The following is a 14,218-nucleotide window of genomic DNA, read 5'->3' as shown; positions in this document are numbered from 1 at the left end:
CCCGAACACCCGGCCCGTCACCATGCCGTTGACCAGCACCCCCAGCGGCGTCCCGGCGACCGCGCCGGCGGACAGCAGCACCGCCGTCCGCCGTGTCCCCGGCTCGCGCAGCTGGCCCGACCGCGTGTACACGACGGTGCCCAGCACCCCCGTCGCGACGTTGGTGACGATCGCCGTCCCCGCGACCTGCGCCGGCGAAAGCGGCGTCAAGGCGAACAGGCCCACCGTGGCCAGCACCCCGCCCGGCCCCACCGAGGTGATCCCGACCCCGGCGACCAGCCCGATCAGCGCCAGCGCCACCAGCGCGGCCGGGTCGAGCGCCGCCATCGGCCCGGCTCAGCGCGACGGCGAGGAGGGTGAGGACGGCGGCGGCGAAGGTTCGGGCGGTGCCAGCGCGCCGGACAGGAACAGCGTGGTCGCCGACGCGCTGGCCTCCTCCACGCTCAGCCGGTGCCGGATCACCCGCGACACCACGCCCTCCAGCAGGCTGAAATACAGCTCGGCCAGGGTGTGGACGGGCAGGTCGCGCCGGAACGCGCCGCTGGCCGCGCCGCGCTCGAACACCGCCCGCAGCGGCGCCGCGAGCTGCCGCTCGACCCGCCGCGCCTCCCGCGGCGTCTTGTCGAACAGGCCGAGCGCCCGGTACCTGCCGGTCGCCGCGATCGTCGCGCGCGTCATCCGGGCCACCGCCTCCTCGATCGGTACCGAGTCCAGCCGGGCGTCGGTGAGCCGCTCGGTCAGGTCCGCCAGCGCCGCCTCGTAGAGGGCGTGCAGCAGCGCCTCCCGGTTGGGGAAGTAGCGGTACAGCGTCGCCCGCGCCACCCCCGCCGCCTGCGCGATGTCGGTCATGCTCACCGACGCGCCGCGCTCGGCCAGCACCGCGGCGGCCACGTCGAGAATGCCCGCCCGCACATGGTCACGCAAGATCATGTTCCTGCTCATCGCGCGGAACGCTACACCACCGTCGCGCTGCACGACACCGTGCTCCCCCGAAGAGACAGCCTGTCTTATCCGCGGGCCCGGCTGCCCGCGCTACGGGGGCGCCGGGACCTCGACGTGGCCGGGCGCGCCGCGCCGCAGCGACGCACGCCCGGCGGTGACCCGCGCGGCCCACGCCTCGAAATCGTCCAGGTCGGTGACGGGCACCGCGACGTCGGCCTCCACGCGCTGCCCGTAGCGGACGTCGCCGGGCTGCGCGCCGCGGGCGTGCAGGTCGCCGAGGAACCGTCCGGCCAGCGCGTGGTCCACGCCGACGGTGACCGTCACGACCGGGCGCAGCTCCACGACGCCGACCGCGTCGACGGCGCCGGCGACGGCCTGCGCGTAGGCGCGCACCAGGCCGCCCGCGCCGAGCTTGACGCCGCCGAAGTAGCGGGTGACGACCGCGGCGGTGCCGGTCAGGCCGCGCCGCGTCAGCACCTCCAGCATCGGGATCCCGGCCGTCCCGGCCGGTTCGCCGTCGTCGCTGCTCTTGGTGATCTCCCCGTGCTCGCCGACCACGTAGGCGGTGCAGTTGTGGGTGGCGCCGCGGTGCGCGCGGCGGTGCCGGGCCAGGAACTCCGCGGCCGCGGCCTCGTCGGCGGCGCGGGCGAGGGTGCAGACGAACCGGGACTTGCGGATCTCCAGCTCGCGGGAGCCCGCCTGTTTGATCGTGCGCATGGTCGCCACCGAGTGTATGCCGCGCCCCGCGCCGGCCGCGGTTCCGGAGCGCGTGTGGTTTGACGGTGCGGGCCGGGGGCGGCCAGCATGGCGTGATGGAGGTGCTGGACGGGCTGTACCGCCGCTGGCTGTTCGAGGTGTGGAACGGCGACTTCGGCGTCACCGGGCAGATCCTCGCCCCCGACTTCACCGGGCACTGGCCGAACCTGGAGGTGCGCGGTCCCGCTGAGGCCGCCGACCAGGTCCGCCGGTCCCACGAGTACTTCACCGGCGTCCGCACCAGCCTGGACGTCGGGCCGGTCATCGACGGCAGCGGCGGCGACGGCATGGTCGCCGCCGGGTGGAGCTTCCACGGCGCCTACCGCGGCGGCATCCCCGGCGCCACCGCCGAGCCCGGCACGCCCGTGTCGTTCCGGGGCCAGGACATCTTCCGCGCGCGGGACGGCCGGTTCGCCGAGTACTGGGTCGTCTCCGACGTCATGGGCATGATGACCGCCCTCGGCGCGCTCGGCTGACCCGCCCCGCGGGCCGGGACCCGCGAAGGCCCCGGCAGCTGGTCCGACCGGTCAGACCAGCTCGATCAGGTCGGCGATCGAGGGCACGACGCGGTTCGGCCGGAACGGGAACCGGGCGATCTCGTCCTTGCCGGTCACGCCGGTCAGCACCAGGATCGTCTCCAGCCCGGCCTCGACGCCGGCGACGATGTCGGTGTCCATGCGGTCGCCGACCATCGCGGTGCTCTCGCTGTGCCCGCCGACGCGGTTCAGCGCCGTGCGCATCATCAGCGGGTTGGGTTTGCCGATGAAGTAGGGCTCCACGCGCGTCGCGCGGGTGATCATGGCGGCGACGGCGCCGGTCGCGGGCAGCGAGCCCTCCGGGGACGGGCCGATCGGGTCGGGGTTGGTCGCCACGAACCGCGCGCCGCCCTCGATCAGCCGGATCGCCCGGGTGATCTGGGAGAAGCTGTAGGTGCGGGTCTCGCCCAGCACCACGTAGTCGGGGTCGATGTCGGTCAGCACGAACTCGGCCTCGTGCAGCGCCGTGGTCAGCCCCGCCTCCCCGATCACGTACGCCGACCCCTGGGGCCGCTGGTCGGCCAGGAACCGGGCGGTCGCCAGCGCCGACGTCCAGATCGACTCGGCCGGCACCTCCAGCCCCGCCGCCGCCAGCCGCGCCGACAGGTCACGGCGGGTGTAGATCGAGTTGTTGGTCAGGACCAGGAACGGCTTGCCGGACGCCGACAGCCGCCGGATGAACTCCTCGGCGCCGGGGACGGGACGGCCCTCGTGCACCAGGACCCCGTCCATGTCCGAAAGCCAGTAATCGATCGGCCCGCGCTCGCTCATGCCCCCATTGTCGCAGGCGGGGATCTTCGCCCGGACCGGCCGCCCGGCCACCGGACCGGCCGCGACGGGCGCGGCAGGGGCGTTGACCTGCGAGTGACGCGGATCATAGATTTTCGGGCACGGCGCACCGAATCTTGTTCGGCGGCAGGGCCGCGCGGCGGCGCGCCGTGACCGAGCGGGAGGCGCGCAGTGCACGACCAGCAGGTGCAGGACCAGCAATTGCCGGCCATCGCCGAGGTCAGGGCCGCGATGACGGCGCCAGGGCAGCTGTTCGAGATGGACGAGGCCGACGTCCGCGGCGTGCGGATCCGCGTCTGGAAGAACGCGCCGCCCACCCTCCGCGACGTCCTGGAGGTCTCCCGCGCGCACGGCGAGGCCCCGTACCTGGTGTACCGGGACGACCGGGTGAGCTTCGCCGACCACTACGCGCGGGCCGCCGCGTTCGCGCGCCGCCTCATCGACCGGTACGGCGTCGCCAAGGGCGACCGGGTCGCGATCGCGATGCGCAACTACCCCGAATGGTCGGTGGCGTTCTTCGGCGCCGCCGCCGCCGGCGCGGTCGTGGTGCCGCTGAACGCCTGGTGGACGGCCGCCGAGCTGGAGTACGGCCTGACCGACAGCGGCGCCAAGGTCCTGGTCGCCGACGCCGAGCGCGCCGGCCGTCTGGCGGAGGTCCTTCCGGGTCTGGGCGTCCCCTGCGTGGTCGCCCGCGCGGACGGCGCCGTCCCGCAGGGGTGCGAGGCGTTCGACGACGTCCTCGGTGACGTGGGCGACGCCGCCGCGGCGTCCCTGCCGGACGTGGCGCTGGGCCCCGACGACGAGGCCACCATCTTCTACACCTCCGGCACCACCGGGCGCCCCAAGGGCGCCCTGGGCACGCACCGCAACATCACCACCAACCCGGTCAGCCTCGCCTACGGGATCATGTCCGCGGCGGTCCGCGGCGGCGCCACGGTGGAGGAGGCGGCCGTGCCGCAGCGGCGGGTGACGCTGCTGAGCGTCCCGTTCTTCCACGCCACGGGCTGCCACTCGGTGCTGGTGACCAGCGCGCTGCAGGGCGGCACCGTGGTGATGATGTACAAGTGGGACGTCCGCGGCGCGCTGGAGCTGATCGAGCGGGAACGCGTCACCGGGTTCGGCGGCGTCCCCACGATGGCGTGGCAGGTGCTGACCTCCCCCGATTTCGGCGAGTTCGACACCTCCAGCCTCACCGGCGTCAGCTACGGCGGCGCCCCGGCCGCGCCGGCCCTCGTCGACAAGATCAGGGAGCGGCTGCCCGAGCGGGTCCCCGGCAACGGCTACGGGCTGACCGAGACGTCCTCGGTCACCACCTACAACGGCGGCGTCAACTACCTGGAGCGGCCCGAGAGCGTCGGCCCGCCCGTCGCGGTCTGCGACGTCAAGGTCGTCGATCCCGTCGGCCAGGAGGTGCCGGCCGGGGAGGTCGGCGAGCTGCTCATCAAGGGCCCCAACGTCATCAAGGGCTACTGGAACAAGCCGGAGGCGACCGCGCACGCGTTCGTGGACGGCTGGTTCCACAGCGGCGACCTGGCCCGCCTGGACGACGACGGCTTCGTCTACATCGTCGACCGCGCCAAGGACATGCTCATCCGCGGCGGCGAGAACATCTACTGCGCCGAGGTCGAGGCCGCCCTCTACGAGCATCCCGCGGTCGCCGACTGCGCCGTCATCGGCGTCCCCCACCAGGTCCTCGGCGAGGAGGTCGGCGCGGTGATCGTGCTGCGGCCCGGCGCCGCCGCCACCGAGCCCGACATCCGGGGCTTCCTCGGCGGGCGGATCGCCGCGTTCAAGGTGCCCGTCCACTACTGGTTCCGCGACGAGGGCCTGCCCCGCAACCCCGGCGGGAAGATCCTCAAGACCCGCCTGCGCGAAGAACTCCTCACCTGACCCGCTCCCCCCGGGCCGCCGCACGCACCAGGTGCGCACGCGCGGAGCGGGGGCGTAGACGCGGAGCGGCCGGCGCTCAGACGTTGACGCCGAAGTCGGACGCGATGCCCGTCAGGCCCGAGGCGTACCCCTGGCCCACCGCGCGGAACTTCCACTCCGCGCCGGCGCGGTACAGCTCGCCGAACACCATCGCGGTCTCGGTCGAGGCGTCCTCCGACAGGTCGTAGCGTGCGATCTCGCTGTTGTCGGCCTGGTTCACCACCCGGATGAAGGCGTTGCGGACCTGACCGAAGCTCTGCTGGCGGCCGTCGGCGTCGTAGATCGAGACCGGGAAAACGATCTTGGCGACCTCGGCCGGGACGGTCGCGAGGTTCACCTTGATCGCCTCGTCGTCGCCCTCGCCCTCACCGGTGAGGTTGTCGCCGGTGTGCTCGACCGAGCCGTCGGGGCTCTTGAGGTTGTTGAAGAAGATGAAGTGCTGGTCCGACAGGACCTTGTTCTCCGCCGAGCACACCAGGGCGCTGGCGTCCAGGTCGAAGTCGGTCCCGGTCGTGGTGCGCACGTCCCAGCCCAGACCAACCACGACGGCGGTCAGTCCGGGAGCCTCCTTGCTCAACGAGACGTTGCCGCCCTTGCTCAGACTGACTCCCACTGTGTCTACCTCCGTATCCGGGTGCGGTTCACCCGCGCGCGTTCGTCTGTCTTACGGGAAACGGTAGCCACTTCGCGCGGGTTCCCCCTCCCGCTTGGCAAATTCACGGCGTGGCGTGCTGGTTTCCCCCGCCGGAGGCCCGGAACCCGGCCCCGACAGCGGCGGGACGCGGCCGTCACCGGACGTCCAGGAACGCGGTGGGCGCGGTGATCGCGGCGGGCAGTTCGAACGCGGCCGCCAGCTGCCCGGCGCGCGGCGCCAGCTCGTCGCAGGCCCGCCGCCGCGCCGCCCACACCTCGTCGAGCACGCCGGGCGGCGCCACCCCCTCGTTCAGCAGGTCGGCGGCGCGGCGGTCCAGCAGGTTGAGGGCGTGCAGGCGCAGCACGGGGCGCAGTTCGGCCGGGCCCGCGTCCAGGGCGGCGGCGCAGATCTCCAGGACGAGCCGGTCGGCGCACGCCGCCGCGGTCCGCGCGGCCAGGACCAGGTTGCCGTTCCACGCGGTGAACGCGTCCTGGCCGGAGCCGGCGGCGGCCCGCACCCGTGCCGCGAGCCGGTCGCGCATGCGGCGCTCGGTGTCGCGGGCCAGGAACAGCCACACCGCCGGGGAGTCCAGGTCGCCGCCGTCGGGCGGGCCCGCCCCGGGGTCGGGCGGGGCATAGCGGTCCAGGTCGGCCATCGCGCGGGCGGTGTCGTAGAGGATCAGCTCGTTGTCGCCGCCGGCGTTCATGTAGGCGTGCGTCAGGCCCCGGTAGGCGTTGAGGCGCTCGACGGCGGCGAACCCGGGCGCGCCGCTGTGCACCCGGCACGCCGACACCGTCTCCTGCGCCTGGGTGGTCGCGGCGGCCTTCAGCAGCGCCAGGTCGCGGTCGACCGCCGACCACGGCGCCCAGGCGGTGTCGGGCCCGCCGCCGTCCCCGGCGTCGGCGGAGGTGCGGCGGGCCTGGGCGTGGACGGCGACGGCGGTGAGCGCGTAGCCGGACGCCAGCGCGCCCAGCACCGCCTCCTGCTGGTTGCGGTAGTCGGTCAGCGGGCGGCGCGGCGCGAGTCGGCCGAGGGTGGCGCGGCCCGCCGAATGCGCCAGCAGCATCCCCGCCGACGCGCGCGTGATCGCGGCCGAGGCGGAGATGACGGCCCGCCACACCGCCGGGGCGATGCCCATCGAACGCGTCAGCCGCGCCGCCGGCGACCCGGCCGGGTCGTGGAAGACCCCCTCGGCGCCCGCGCCCTGGATGCTCGCGCCGTCGCGCAGCCACGCCTCGTAGGGGACGTGCAGGTCGTCCAGCCGCACGGCGGCGTAGTCGACCTGCAGGCCCGTCGTCTCCGGCGCGTCGGTGATCCGCACTCCGGGCGGGACGGCGCCGTCCGGGCCGCGCAGCGCGACCACGAACACGAACACGCCGTGTTCCCGCCCGCCGTGCACGAGGGTGGCGTAGACGGCGGCGGTCTTGGGGACGCGGGGGTGGGCGGTGCTGGTGGGGAACTTGGCGGCCTGCGCGTCCGGGGTGCTCAGCACGAACCCGCCGGTGGCCGGGTCGTGGCGGGCGACCGTGCGCGGCGACAGGTGGCTGTTGCTGCGCCCCACCTCGGTCATCAGCAGCGTCCCGAACGAGGCCATGGACTCCATGTCCTCGCGCGCCCGGCGGGGGCCGTCCTGCCCGGCGCCGAACCGCAGGACCGGGCCGAGCGCGAGGGTGTAGTGCAGCAGCATCACGTGGAACAGCGCCGGGTCGGCGATCGCGGCGCGCTCCAGCAGGGCGCACAGCGCCGGGGGGTCGTCCAGCAGCTCGGGTGCGGGCGGCGCGGCCAGGCCAGCGCGGCGCAGCCGCTGGTAGGTCAGTTCCTGGTGGCCGCGGGCGGTGAGGCCGCCGGGGTAGGTGAAGAACTCGTCGGGGACGGCCTCGGCCAGCCGCGCACGCGTCTTGGCGTCCAGGGAGGTGCCGCGCACGAAGCCGAGCAGCCCGTCGGGGGCGATGCCGTTGAGGGTGTCCATCGGGGTCTCCTCCGTCAGGCTCGGGGGCGGGCGGGGCGGTCGCGCAGCGGGGCCAGGGTCCGCGCGCCCGGCAGTGTCAGGCGCGCGCACTGGCACAGCGCGTCGCCGGCTCCGGCCTCGGCGAACACCGTCGCGCCGGCCTGGTGCACCGCGCGCAGCGTCTGCGGGAGCCGCACCGGCTTGACGATGCAGTCGGCCAGGGCGCGGTGCAGGTCGTCGCCGTCGTGGTAGGCGCGTCCCCGGACCGGCGAGTGCACCGGCAGCTCCAGCGGCCGCTGCGGGAAGCGGCGGATCATCGCGTACCACTCGTCGTCGGCGCCGGCCATCGCGGGATGGTGCGACAGGTAGGGGACGGCGAGCCGCACGGCCCGCACCCCCCGGCCGCGTGCGGCGTCCAGGACCTGCTCCAGGGGGCCGTCCGGCCCGGACACCACCGTCACCGTGGGGGCGTTCAGGCAGGCCACGGCGACCTGCGGGGCGGCGGCGGCCTCGATGCAGGCGCGCGTCGCGTCCTCGCCGGTCTCCAGCATCCCCAGGCCGCCGCCGCGGCCGCGCCGCGACAGCACGCCGACGAGGCCGACGGCCATGCGGGCGCCGTCGGCGATCGCGAACGCGCCGGCGCTGACCAGCGCGGCGATCTCCCCGAAACTCTGCCCGACCGCGTATCCGGGCTGGACGCCGGCCGTGCGCAGCATCCGGTCGACGGCGACGGAGGCGGTGTAGCCGGCGAGCTGGGCGACGCCGGGCGTGCGCGCCGCCGCGCGGTAGGCGCCGGGGTCCTCCAGCAGGATCGAGCGCAGGGACGGCCATCCGTCGCGCGGCAGGCCCTCCTGGGCGGCGTCGACGACGTCGGCGGCGGCGCGGGCGGCGGCGGGTCCGGTGCGGGCGAGTGCGGGGAGGTCGGGGGCCCCCGCCGAGCCGGTTCCGGCGAACAGGAACGCGCACACGTCGTCGGGTTTGAGCTCTTCGGCCGGATGAGTCGCAGGGAACGGCACGCGGGGTCTCCTTACCTCGAAGGAAGGCTCTCTTTTCTCTTTAGTAAAAGGTCACATAACTCCTAGTTATGGAACGTAAATCCTGAAATGAAAGTATTCGCTCATGGGATCGGTCTGGCAACCGTCAGTGGTAGGAGCACGTCATGGCTTTCACCCGCACGGCGGCGGGCGGGGGTGGGCGATCCGCGGAACCGGCGCGTACCTGCCCGCCCGGCGCGTCCGCAGCGAGGAGCTGTCCCGGTCGATGGGGCTGGGGCCGTCCTGGATCGAGGACCGCACCGGGATCCGCCACCGGCACGTCGCCGATCCCGGGCAGGCCGCCTCCGACCTGGCCGCGGCCGCCGCCGGGCGCGCGCTGGCCGAGGCGGGCCTGGACGCCGGCGACGTCGGCCTGATCGTCCTGGGCACCTCGACCCCCGACGAGCTGGGCCCCTCCACCGCCTGCCGCGTGCAGTCGCTGCTGGGCGCCCGCCGCGCCGCCGCGTTCGACGTCTCCGCCGCCTGCACCGGGTTCGTGTACGGGCTGCAGGCCGCGGTCGGCTGGCTCGCCGGGCAGCGCGGGCCCGCGCCGCACGCGCTGGTCATCGGCGTCGAGGTGTACTCCCGCTTCCTCGACCCCGCCGACCGCGCCACCGCCGCGCTGTTCGGCGACGGCGCCGCCGCCGCGGTGATCGGCCCGGTCGCGCTGCCGTACGGGATCGGCCCGGTCACGCTCGGGTCGGACGGGTCCCGCGCCGGCGACGTGCTCATCCCCGCCGGCGGCAGCCGCTCCCCCGCCACCGCCGGCACCGTGGCCGGGCAGGGCCACACCATCCGCATGGACGGCCGGGCCGTCCGCGCGTTCATCGCCGGGGTGTTCCCGCGGCTGGTGGCCGAGGCCGCCGAGGACGCCGGGATCAAACCCGCCGACCTGGCGCTGGTCGTCCCGCACCAGCCCAACCCGCGGCTGGTCGCCTCGCTGGCCGGCGACGCCGGCCTCGACCCGGCGCAGCTGGCGATCGCCGGGCAGGACGTCGGCAACATCGGCGCCGCCAGCCTCCCCTACGCCCTGGACCGGGCGGTGCGCGAGGACCGGGTCGCCGCGGGCGACCTGGTCCTGCTCGCCGGTTTCGGCGCGGGCGTGACCTGGGGCCGCACTCTCATCACCTGGCCCCCGCCCTGAGACCCGACGGCGGTGGCCGACGGTCGCCGGCCACCGCCGTCCGGGCCTTGCCGGGTCTTCAGCCTTGCGCCAGGAGCGGGGCGATGAGCCCGGCCGCCTTGTCCGCATCGGCTTCGGTGGTGGTCAGGTGGAACGCGCAGCGCAGCCGCCCCGCCCGCACCGAGGCGACCACCCCGCCGGAGCGCAGCACCCCGGCGGCGCCGCCGGGGACCTCGACCGGCACGATCGCCGAGTCGCCGGGCGGCAGGCCCAGCGCGGCGCTGAAGCGGCGCGCGAGGCGCACGTTGTGGTCGTGGACCGCGGGGACGCCGACCCGTACGAGCAGTTCCAGGGCGGGTGCGTGCCCGGCCCAGCACTGCCATGCCGGGGACAGGTCGAGGCGGCGCGCGTCCGGGGCCAGGCGCAGCGGCAGCCCGTAGACCGAGTCCCAGATGTCGGCGCCGGCGTACCAGCCGGCGCCGGCCGCGGGCAGCGCGTCCAGGGCCTCGGCCGTGCCGGTCAGGAAGCAGGTGCCGCGCGGGCCCAGCAGCCACTTGTAGCCGCCGCACACCAGCCAGTCGACCTCGCATCCGGCGGGGCCGGCGGGCAGCGGCAGCCACCCGGCGGCCTGGGTGGCGTCCAGCAGGATCCGGGCGCCGTGCGCGCGGGCGGCGGCGATGAGGTCGTCCATGGGGGCGACGCGCCCGTCGGCGGACTGCACCGCCGACACCGCGACCAGGCCGGTGCCGGCGTCGACGGCGCCGGCGATCCGCTCCAGCGGGACGGACCGGACGGTCAGCCCGCCGCGGGCCGCGAACGGCCACAGCAGGGAGGTGAAGTCGCCGTCGGCGACCAGGACCGTGGTCCCGGCGGGCAGCGACGCCGCGACCAGCCCGACGAAGTAGGACACCTGGGGCCCGCACGCGACCCGCTCGGCGGGCACCCCGAGCAGCCGCGCGAACGCCTCGCGGGAGCGGGTCACCGCCTGGTCCAGCGCCGCCGGGGCCATCAGCCCGGCGGCCCGGTCGCGCTCGGCGGCGAGCATCGCCGCGTGCGCCGCGCGCGGCGGCAGCCCGTAGGTGGCGGTGTCGAGGTAGGCGACACCGGCGGTGAACTCCCGCTGCGCCTCCCGGATCGAGAGGCCGTCCTGGTTCGGAAGGGTCATGCGCCGATCCTCCGCCACCCCGGCCCATAGGACAAAGTGCGGTCTTCTGGGTCGCCCATCAATATGGTTGATACCTTGCGGGGATGCTGGACCTGCACCGGGGCCGGATCCTGCGGGAGGTGGCCCGGCTCGGCTCGATGACCGCCGCCGCCCGCTCCCTCGCCTACACCCAGCCCGCCGTGTCGCACCACATCGCCCGGCTGGAGGCCGAGGCCGGGACCCCGCTGGTGGTCCGGCACGGCCGCGGCGTCCGGCTGACCGAGGCGGGACGGGTCCTGGTCGAGCACGTCGAGGACGTCATGGCCCGGACGGCCGACGCCGAGGAGCGGATCGCCGCGATCGCGGGGCTGCGCGCCGGGCGGGTGCGTATCGCGGTGTTCCCCACCGCCGCGGGCGGGCTGCTGCCCGACGCCCTGGCCGGGCTGCGGGCCCGCGCGCCGGGGGTGTCGGTGACGCTGACCGACGCCGAGCCGCCCGAGGCCCTCGCGGCGCTGCGCGCGGGCGACACCGACGTCGCGGTGGTGTTCCGCTACCCCTACATGCCGCCCGACACCGATTCGCGCTTCCGCGAGATCGTGCTGCGCGAGGACCCGATCCGGCTGCTGGTCCCGGCCGGGCACCCGCTGGCGTCGGCGCGGCGGCCCCGGCTGGGCGACCTGGCCGGGCAGACGTGGGCGTCGGGCTGCTCGCGGTGCCGCGACCATCTGCGGTGGGCGTGCGAGAAGGCCGGGTTCACCCCCGACATCGCCTTCGCCACCGAGGACCACGTCGCGATCCAGCGGCTCGTCGCCCGCGGCCTGGCCGTCACGACGCTGCCGGAGATGGCGCTGGGCCTGCACGCCGAGCCGGGCGTCGCGCGTCCCGGCGTCCCCGAGGTCGGCAGGCGCCGCATCGCCGCGGTGGTCCCGGCGGGGCCGCGCCCGCCGGCGGTGGCGGCGCTGCTGGAGGAGCTCACCGCCGTCGCCGCCCCCGGGCCCGGGGGCGGCGACCTTCAGGAGCGTGCCATAGTTGGCGCGTGACACTCCAGATCCCGCCGGGCAGGGCAGGCACGAGGCGCGCACGCGGGACGGGGGGCCGCCCGTCGCTGTCGCTGACGGCCCGGCACGGGATCGGGTTCGCGGCCAACCCGTGCGCGAGCCTGCTGCGGCTGCACGCCGAGGCGGGCCCGGTCGCTGCCGTCGGCCCGCGCCGCAAGCCGCTGGTGCACCTGTTCGGCCCGGACGCCAACGCGTTCGTGTTCGCCAACTCCGGCCTGTTCCGCTGGCGGGAGGCGTTCGACCTGCTGGTGCCGGTGAACGGGGAGACCGCGCTGATCGTCAGCGACGGCGCCGACCACCGGCGGCGCCGTCGCCTGGTGCAGCCGGCGTTCCACCACCGCCGCGTCGGCGCCTACGTCGACCGGATGGCCGCCAACACCGGCGCCGCCCTGCAGGCGTGGCGGCCCGGCAGCACGCTGGACGCCTACGCCGAGCTGCGGTCGGTGATCCGGCGCAGCACGGTCGAGGTGCTGTTCGGCGACCGGCTCGCCGCCGACGCCGAGGTGATCGGGCGGCGGCTGCAGGTCGCGCTGGCCGCCATCGACCGCAACTTCATGCTGCAGATGGCGCTGCGGTCGGTCCCCAACCCGTACATGCGGCGCGTCGCCGCGTCCCGCGCCCTGGTCGCCCGCCGGGTCGACGAGGAGATCGACCGGCGGCTGCGCGAGGACGCCCCCGGCCACGGCGGGCACGACGGCCACGGCGGGCACGACGACGTGCTGGGCATGCTGATGGCCGCCCGCGACGAGGACGGCGCCGCCCTGACCCGCCAGGAGCTCCAGGACCAGGTCATCAGCCTCATCTCGGCCGGGTACGACACCACCAGCGCGGCGATGGCGTGGGCGGTGCACGCGCTGCTGACCCACCCGGCCGCCGAGGAGCGCGCCCGGCGGGAGGTCGCCGAGGTGGTCGGCGACCGGCCCCCGCGGGCCGGGGACCTGCCCGCCCTGACCTACCTGGACGGCGTCGTCAACGAGACGCTGCGGCTGTTCCCGCCCGCCGTGCTCAGCGCCCGCGTGCCCGTGGAGGACTTCGAGTACGCCGGGCACCGGGTCCCGGCGGGCGCGATGGTGCTGTACTCCCCCTACGTCACCCACCGGATGCCGGACGTGTGGCCGCAGGCGGGACGGTTCCGCCCCGAGCGGTGGGACCCGTCCTCGGAGCTGTACCGTCCCGCCACGCCCTCGACCTACCTGCCGTTCGGCGGCGGCCCGCACCGCTGCATCGGCTCGACGCTGGCGACCGTCGAGCTGAAGACGATGCTGGCGTGCCTGCTGCGCCGTACCCGGCTGCGGCTGGTGTCCGCCGCCGTCACCCCGACCAGCGTGACCGCCATGCGCCCGCGCGGCGGCCTGCCCGTCGAGGTCCTGGGCTAGCCCCGGATCCCCCCGGCCGGCCCTGGGGCCTCGGCTTAGCCGTGGCCGGGCGCGAGGCGGGCGGGGAATCCGCCGGTGGCGATGGGGCCCCAGTCGTCGATGGCGACCCGGATCAGCGACTTGTCCTGGCGGCGCATGGCCTCGCGGTACTCGTCCCAGTCGGGGTGCTCGCCGGAGATGCAGCGGTAGTAGTCGACCAGGGCGTCGGCGGCGGCCGGCATGTCGATGACCTCGGCGGTCCCGTCGACCTGCACGTAGGGGCCGTTGAACTCGTCGGACAGCACGCACACCGACACCCGCGGGTCCCTGCGGGCGTTGCGGGCCTTGGCGCGCTCGGGATAGGTGGAGATCACGATGCGTCCGTGCTCGTCGACCCCGCAGGTGACCGGCGACATCTGCGGGCGCCCGCCGGAGCGGGCGGTGGACAGCAGCGCGCGGTGCCTGGGACGCAGGAATTCGAGCAGTTCGGGACGGCCGACGCGGTTCGCGGTGGCGATCGAAGGAGCCATGCGGGCAACCCTAGAGGGCGGCGGCCGACGGCACCGGCTCCCTTCGGTACCGGCGCCGGCGGTACGACTTTGGTCTACCGGGCGTGGACGTCGGGGCGATGGCCGCGGCGCCGGCGCCGCCGAGACTGGGGCCATGACACGGGGAATCTCACTGGGCGGTGCGCCCTCGGCCCGCTGGACGCTCGACCACGAAGGCCACCGGCTGGAGGTCGGGACCGGACGCGCGGGGTGGAGCCGGGTCGTGCGCCTGTACGTCGATGGCGAGCTCGCCGAGGAGGCCACGGCCGTCCGGAAGGCGACCCTGCCGTACGGGGAGATGACGGTGGCGGTCGCGTTCGGCCGCCTCGGCCTCCTCGACGGGCAGGCGGCGCGCTGCGAGCTCGTCCCGCCCGGGTCCTGCGGGACGTCCTGCGGGGGAGACGGCGGCAAGGACGCGCAAG

Annotated in this window: 15 protein-coding genes; 6 read left to right on the top strand and 9 right to left on the bottom strand. The window is 75.4% G+C overall.

Annotated features, from left to right (window positions below; translation table 11 throughout):
• The 3 genes from E1285_RS36650 to E1285_RS36640 all read right to left on the bottom strand — a co-directional run.
• The coding region (locus E1285_RS36650) for a TSUP family transporter (RefSeq protein ID WP_243723296.1) at nt 1–327 on the bottom strand (327 nt) is incomplete at its 3' end.
• A gap of 9 nt (nt 328–336) precedes the next feature.
• Entirely contained in the window at nt 337–942 is a 606-nt protein-coding gene (locus tag E1285_RS36645) for a TetR/AcrR family transcriptional regulator (RefSeq protein WP_132159186.1), read from the bottom strand.
• 90 nt (nt 943–1,032) lie between these two features.
• Entirely contained in the window at nt 1,033–1,659 is a 627-nt protein-coding gene (locus E1285_RS36640; protein WP_132159185.1) for a YigZ family protein, read from the bottom strand.
• 95 nt (nt 1,660–1,754) lie between these two features.
• Here E1285_RS36640 and E1285_RS36635 point away from each other — a divergent pair, with 95 nt between their 5' ends.
• Nucleotides 1,755–2,174: an ester cyclase gene (locus E1285_RS36635; RefSeq protein WP_132159184.1), complete on the top strand. Its 420-nt coding sequence runs from the start codon at nt 1,755–1,757 to the stop codon at nt 2,172–2,174.
• Between the two features lie 51 nt (nt 2,175–2,225).
• On the opposite strand, the gene E1285_RS36630 is transcribed toward E1285_RS36635, so the two are convergent.
• Nucleotides 2,226–3,005 carry an HAD-IIA family hydrolase gene (locus E1285_RS36630; protein WP_132159183.1) on the bottom strand — a complete coding sequence of 260 codons (780 nt, stop codon included), beginning with the start codon at nt 3,003–3,005 and terminating at the stop codon, nt 2,226–2,228.
• A 189-nt stretch (nt 3,006–3,194) separates the two neighbouring features.
• Between E1285_RS36630 and E1285_RS36625 the strand changes: the two genes are divergently transcribed.
• Nucleotides 3,195–4,913, top strand: a complete 1,719-nt coding sequence (locus tag E1285_RS36625; protein ID WP_243723295.1) for a class I adenylate-forming enzyme family protein — start codon at nt 3,195–3,197, stop codon at nt 4,911–4,913.
• Nucleotides 4,914–4,989: 76 nt separating this feature from the next.
• On the opposite strand, the gene E1285_RS36620 is transcribed toward E1285_RS36625, so the two are convergent.
• The 3 genes from E1285_RS36620 to E1285_RS36610 form a co-directional block, all read right to left on the bottom strand.
• A complete protein-coding gene (locus E1285_RS36620) occupies nt 4,990–5,565 on the bottom strand; it encodes a TerD family protein (RefSeq protein ID WP_132159182.1) in 576 nt (191 codons plus the stop codon).
• A gap of 175 nt (nt 5,566–5,740) precedes the next feature.
• Nucleotides 5,741–7,555, bottom strand: coding sequence for an acyl-CoA dehydrogenase (locus E1285_RS36615; RefSeq protein WP_132159181.1), 1,815 nt, complete (start codon nt 7,553–7,555; stop codon nt 5,741–5,743).
• A 14-nt stretch (nt 7,556–7,569) separates the two neighbouring features.
• Nucleotides 7,570–8,550, bottom strand: a complete 981-nt coding sequence (locus E1285_RS36610) for an acyltransferase domain-containing protein (protein ID WP_132159180.1) — start codon at nt 8,548–8,550, stop codon at nt 7,570–7,572.
• A 127-nt stretch (nt 8,551–8,677) separates the two neighbouring features.
• On the opposite strand from E1285_RS36610, the gene E1285_RS36605 reads away from it, so the two are divergent.
• Nucleotides 8,678–9,712, top strand: coding sequence for a ketoacyl-ACP synthase III (locus tag E1285_RS36605; RefSeq protein WP_243723294.1), 1,035 nt, complete (start codon nt 8,678–8,680; stop codon nt 9,710–9,712).
• Nucleotides 9,713–9,770: 58 nt separating this feature from the next.
• On the opposite strand, the gene E1285_RS36600 is transcribed toward E1285_RS36605, so the two are convergent.
• Nucleotides 9,771–10,856: an aminotransferase class V-fold PLP-dependent enzyme gene (locus tag E1285_RS36600; protein ID WP_132159178.1), complete on the bottom strand. Its 1,086-nt coding sequence runs from the start codon at nt 10,854–10,856 to the stop codon at nt 9,771–9,773.
• 83 nt (nt 10,857–10,939) lie between these two features.
• On the opposite strand from E1285_RS36600, the gene E1285_RS36595 reads away from it, so the two are divergent.
• Together E1285_RS36595 and E1285_RS36590 are read left to right on the top strand one after the other, a co-directional pair.
• Nucleotides 10,940–11,875, top strand: a complete 936-nt coding sequence (locus E1285_RS36595) for a LysR family transcriptional regulator (protein WP_132159177.1) — start codon at nt 10,940–10,942, stop codon at nt 11,873–11,875.
• Nucleotides 11,872–13,269, top strand: coding sequence for a cytochrome P450 (locus E1285_RS36590; RefSeq protein ID WP_243723293.1), 1,398 nt, complete (start codon nt 11,872–11,874; stop codon nt 13,267–13,269). Before E1285_RS36595 ends, E1285_RS36590 begins: the two co-directional genes overlap by 4 nt.
• Before the next feature lie 35 nt (nt 13,270–13,304).
• On the opposite strand, the gene E1285_RS36585 is transcribed toward E1285_RS36590, so the two are convergent.
• Nucleotides 13,305–13,778, bottom strand: a complete 474-nt coding sequence (locus E1285_RS36585; RefSeq protein ID WP_132159176.1) for a PPOX class F420-dependent oxidoreductase — start codon at nt 13,776–13,778, stop codon at nt 13,305–13,307.
• A 133-nt stretch (nt 13,779–13,911) separates the two neighbouring features.
• On the opposite strand from E1285_RS36585, the gene E1285_RS36580 reads away from it, so the two are divergent.
• The coding region (locus E1285_RS36580; protein WP_132159175.1) for a hypothetical protein at nt 13,912–14,218 on the top strand (307 nt) is incomplete at its 3' end.

The sequence above is a fragment of the Actinomadura sp. 7K507 genome, from assembly GCF_004348425.1.
Classification (GTDB): Bacteria; Actinomycetota; Actinomycetes; order Streptosporangiales; family Streptosporangiaceae; genus Spirillospora.
The sequence above is the reverse complement of the archived record's forward strand: the minus strand, read 5'-3'. Positions and strand labels throughout refer to the sequence as shown.

Excerpts from the sequence above, each read along its gene's own strand:
- E1285_RS36595 (WP_132159177.1), top strand. The coding sequence starts at position 10,940 with ATGCTGGACCTGCACCGGGGCCGGATCCTGCGGGAGGTGGCCCGGCTC.
- E1285_RS36630 (WP_132159183.1), bottom strand. The coding sequence starts at position 3,005 with ATGAGCGAGCGCGGGCCGATCGATTACTGGCTTTCGGACATGGACGGG.
- E1285_RS36615 (WP_132159181.1), bottom strand. The coding sequence starts at position 7,555 with ATGGACACCCTCAACGGCATCGCCCCCGACGGGCTGCTCGGCTTCGTG.
- E1285_RS36645 (WP_132159186.1), bottom strand. The coding sequence starts at position 942 with ATGAGCAGGAACATGATCTTGCGTGACCATGTGCGGGCGGGCATTCTC.
- E1285_RS36600 (WP_132159178.1), bottom strand. The coding sequence starts at position 10,856 with ATGACCCTTCCGAACCAGGACGGCCTCTCGATCCGGGAGGCGCAGCGG.
- E1285_RS36585 (WP_132159176.1), bottom strand. The coding sequence starts at position 13,778 with ATGGCTCCTTCGATCGCCACCGCGAACCGCGTCGGCCGTCCCGAACTG.
- E1285_RS36635 (WP_132159184.1), top strand. The coding sequence starts at position 1,755 with ATGGAGGTGCTGGACGGGCTGTACCGCCGCTGGCTGTTCGAGGTGTGG.
- E1285_RS36640 (WP_132159185.1), bottom strand. The coding sequence starts at position 1,659 with ATGCGCACGATCAAACAGGCGGGCTCCCGCGAGCTGGAGATCCGCAAG.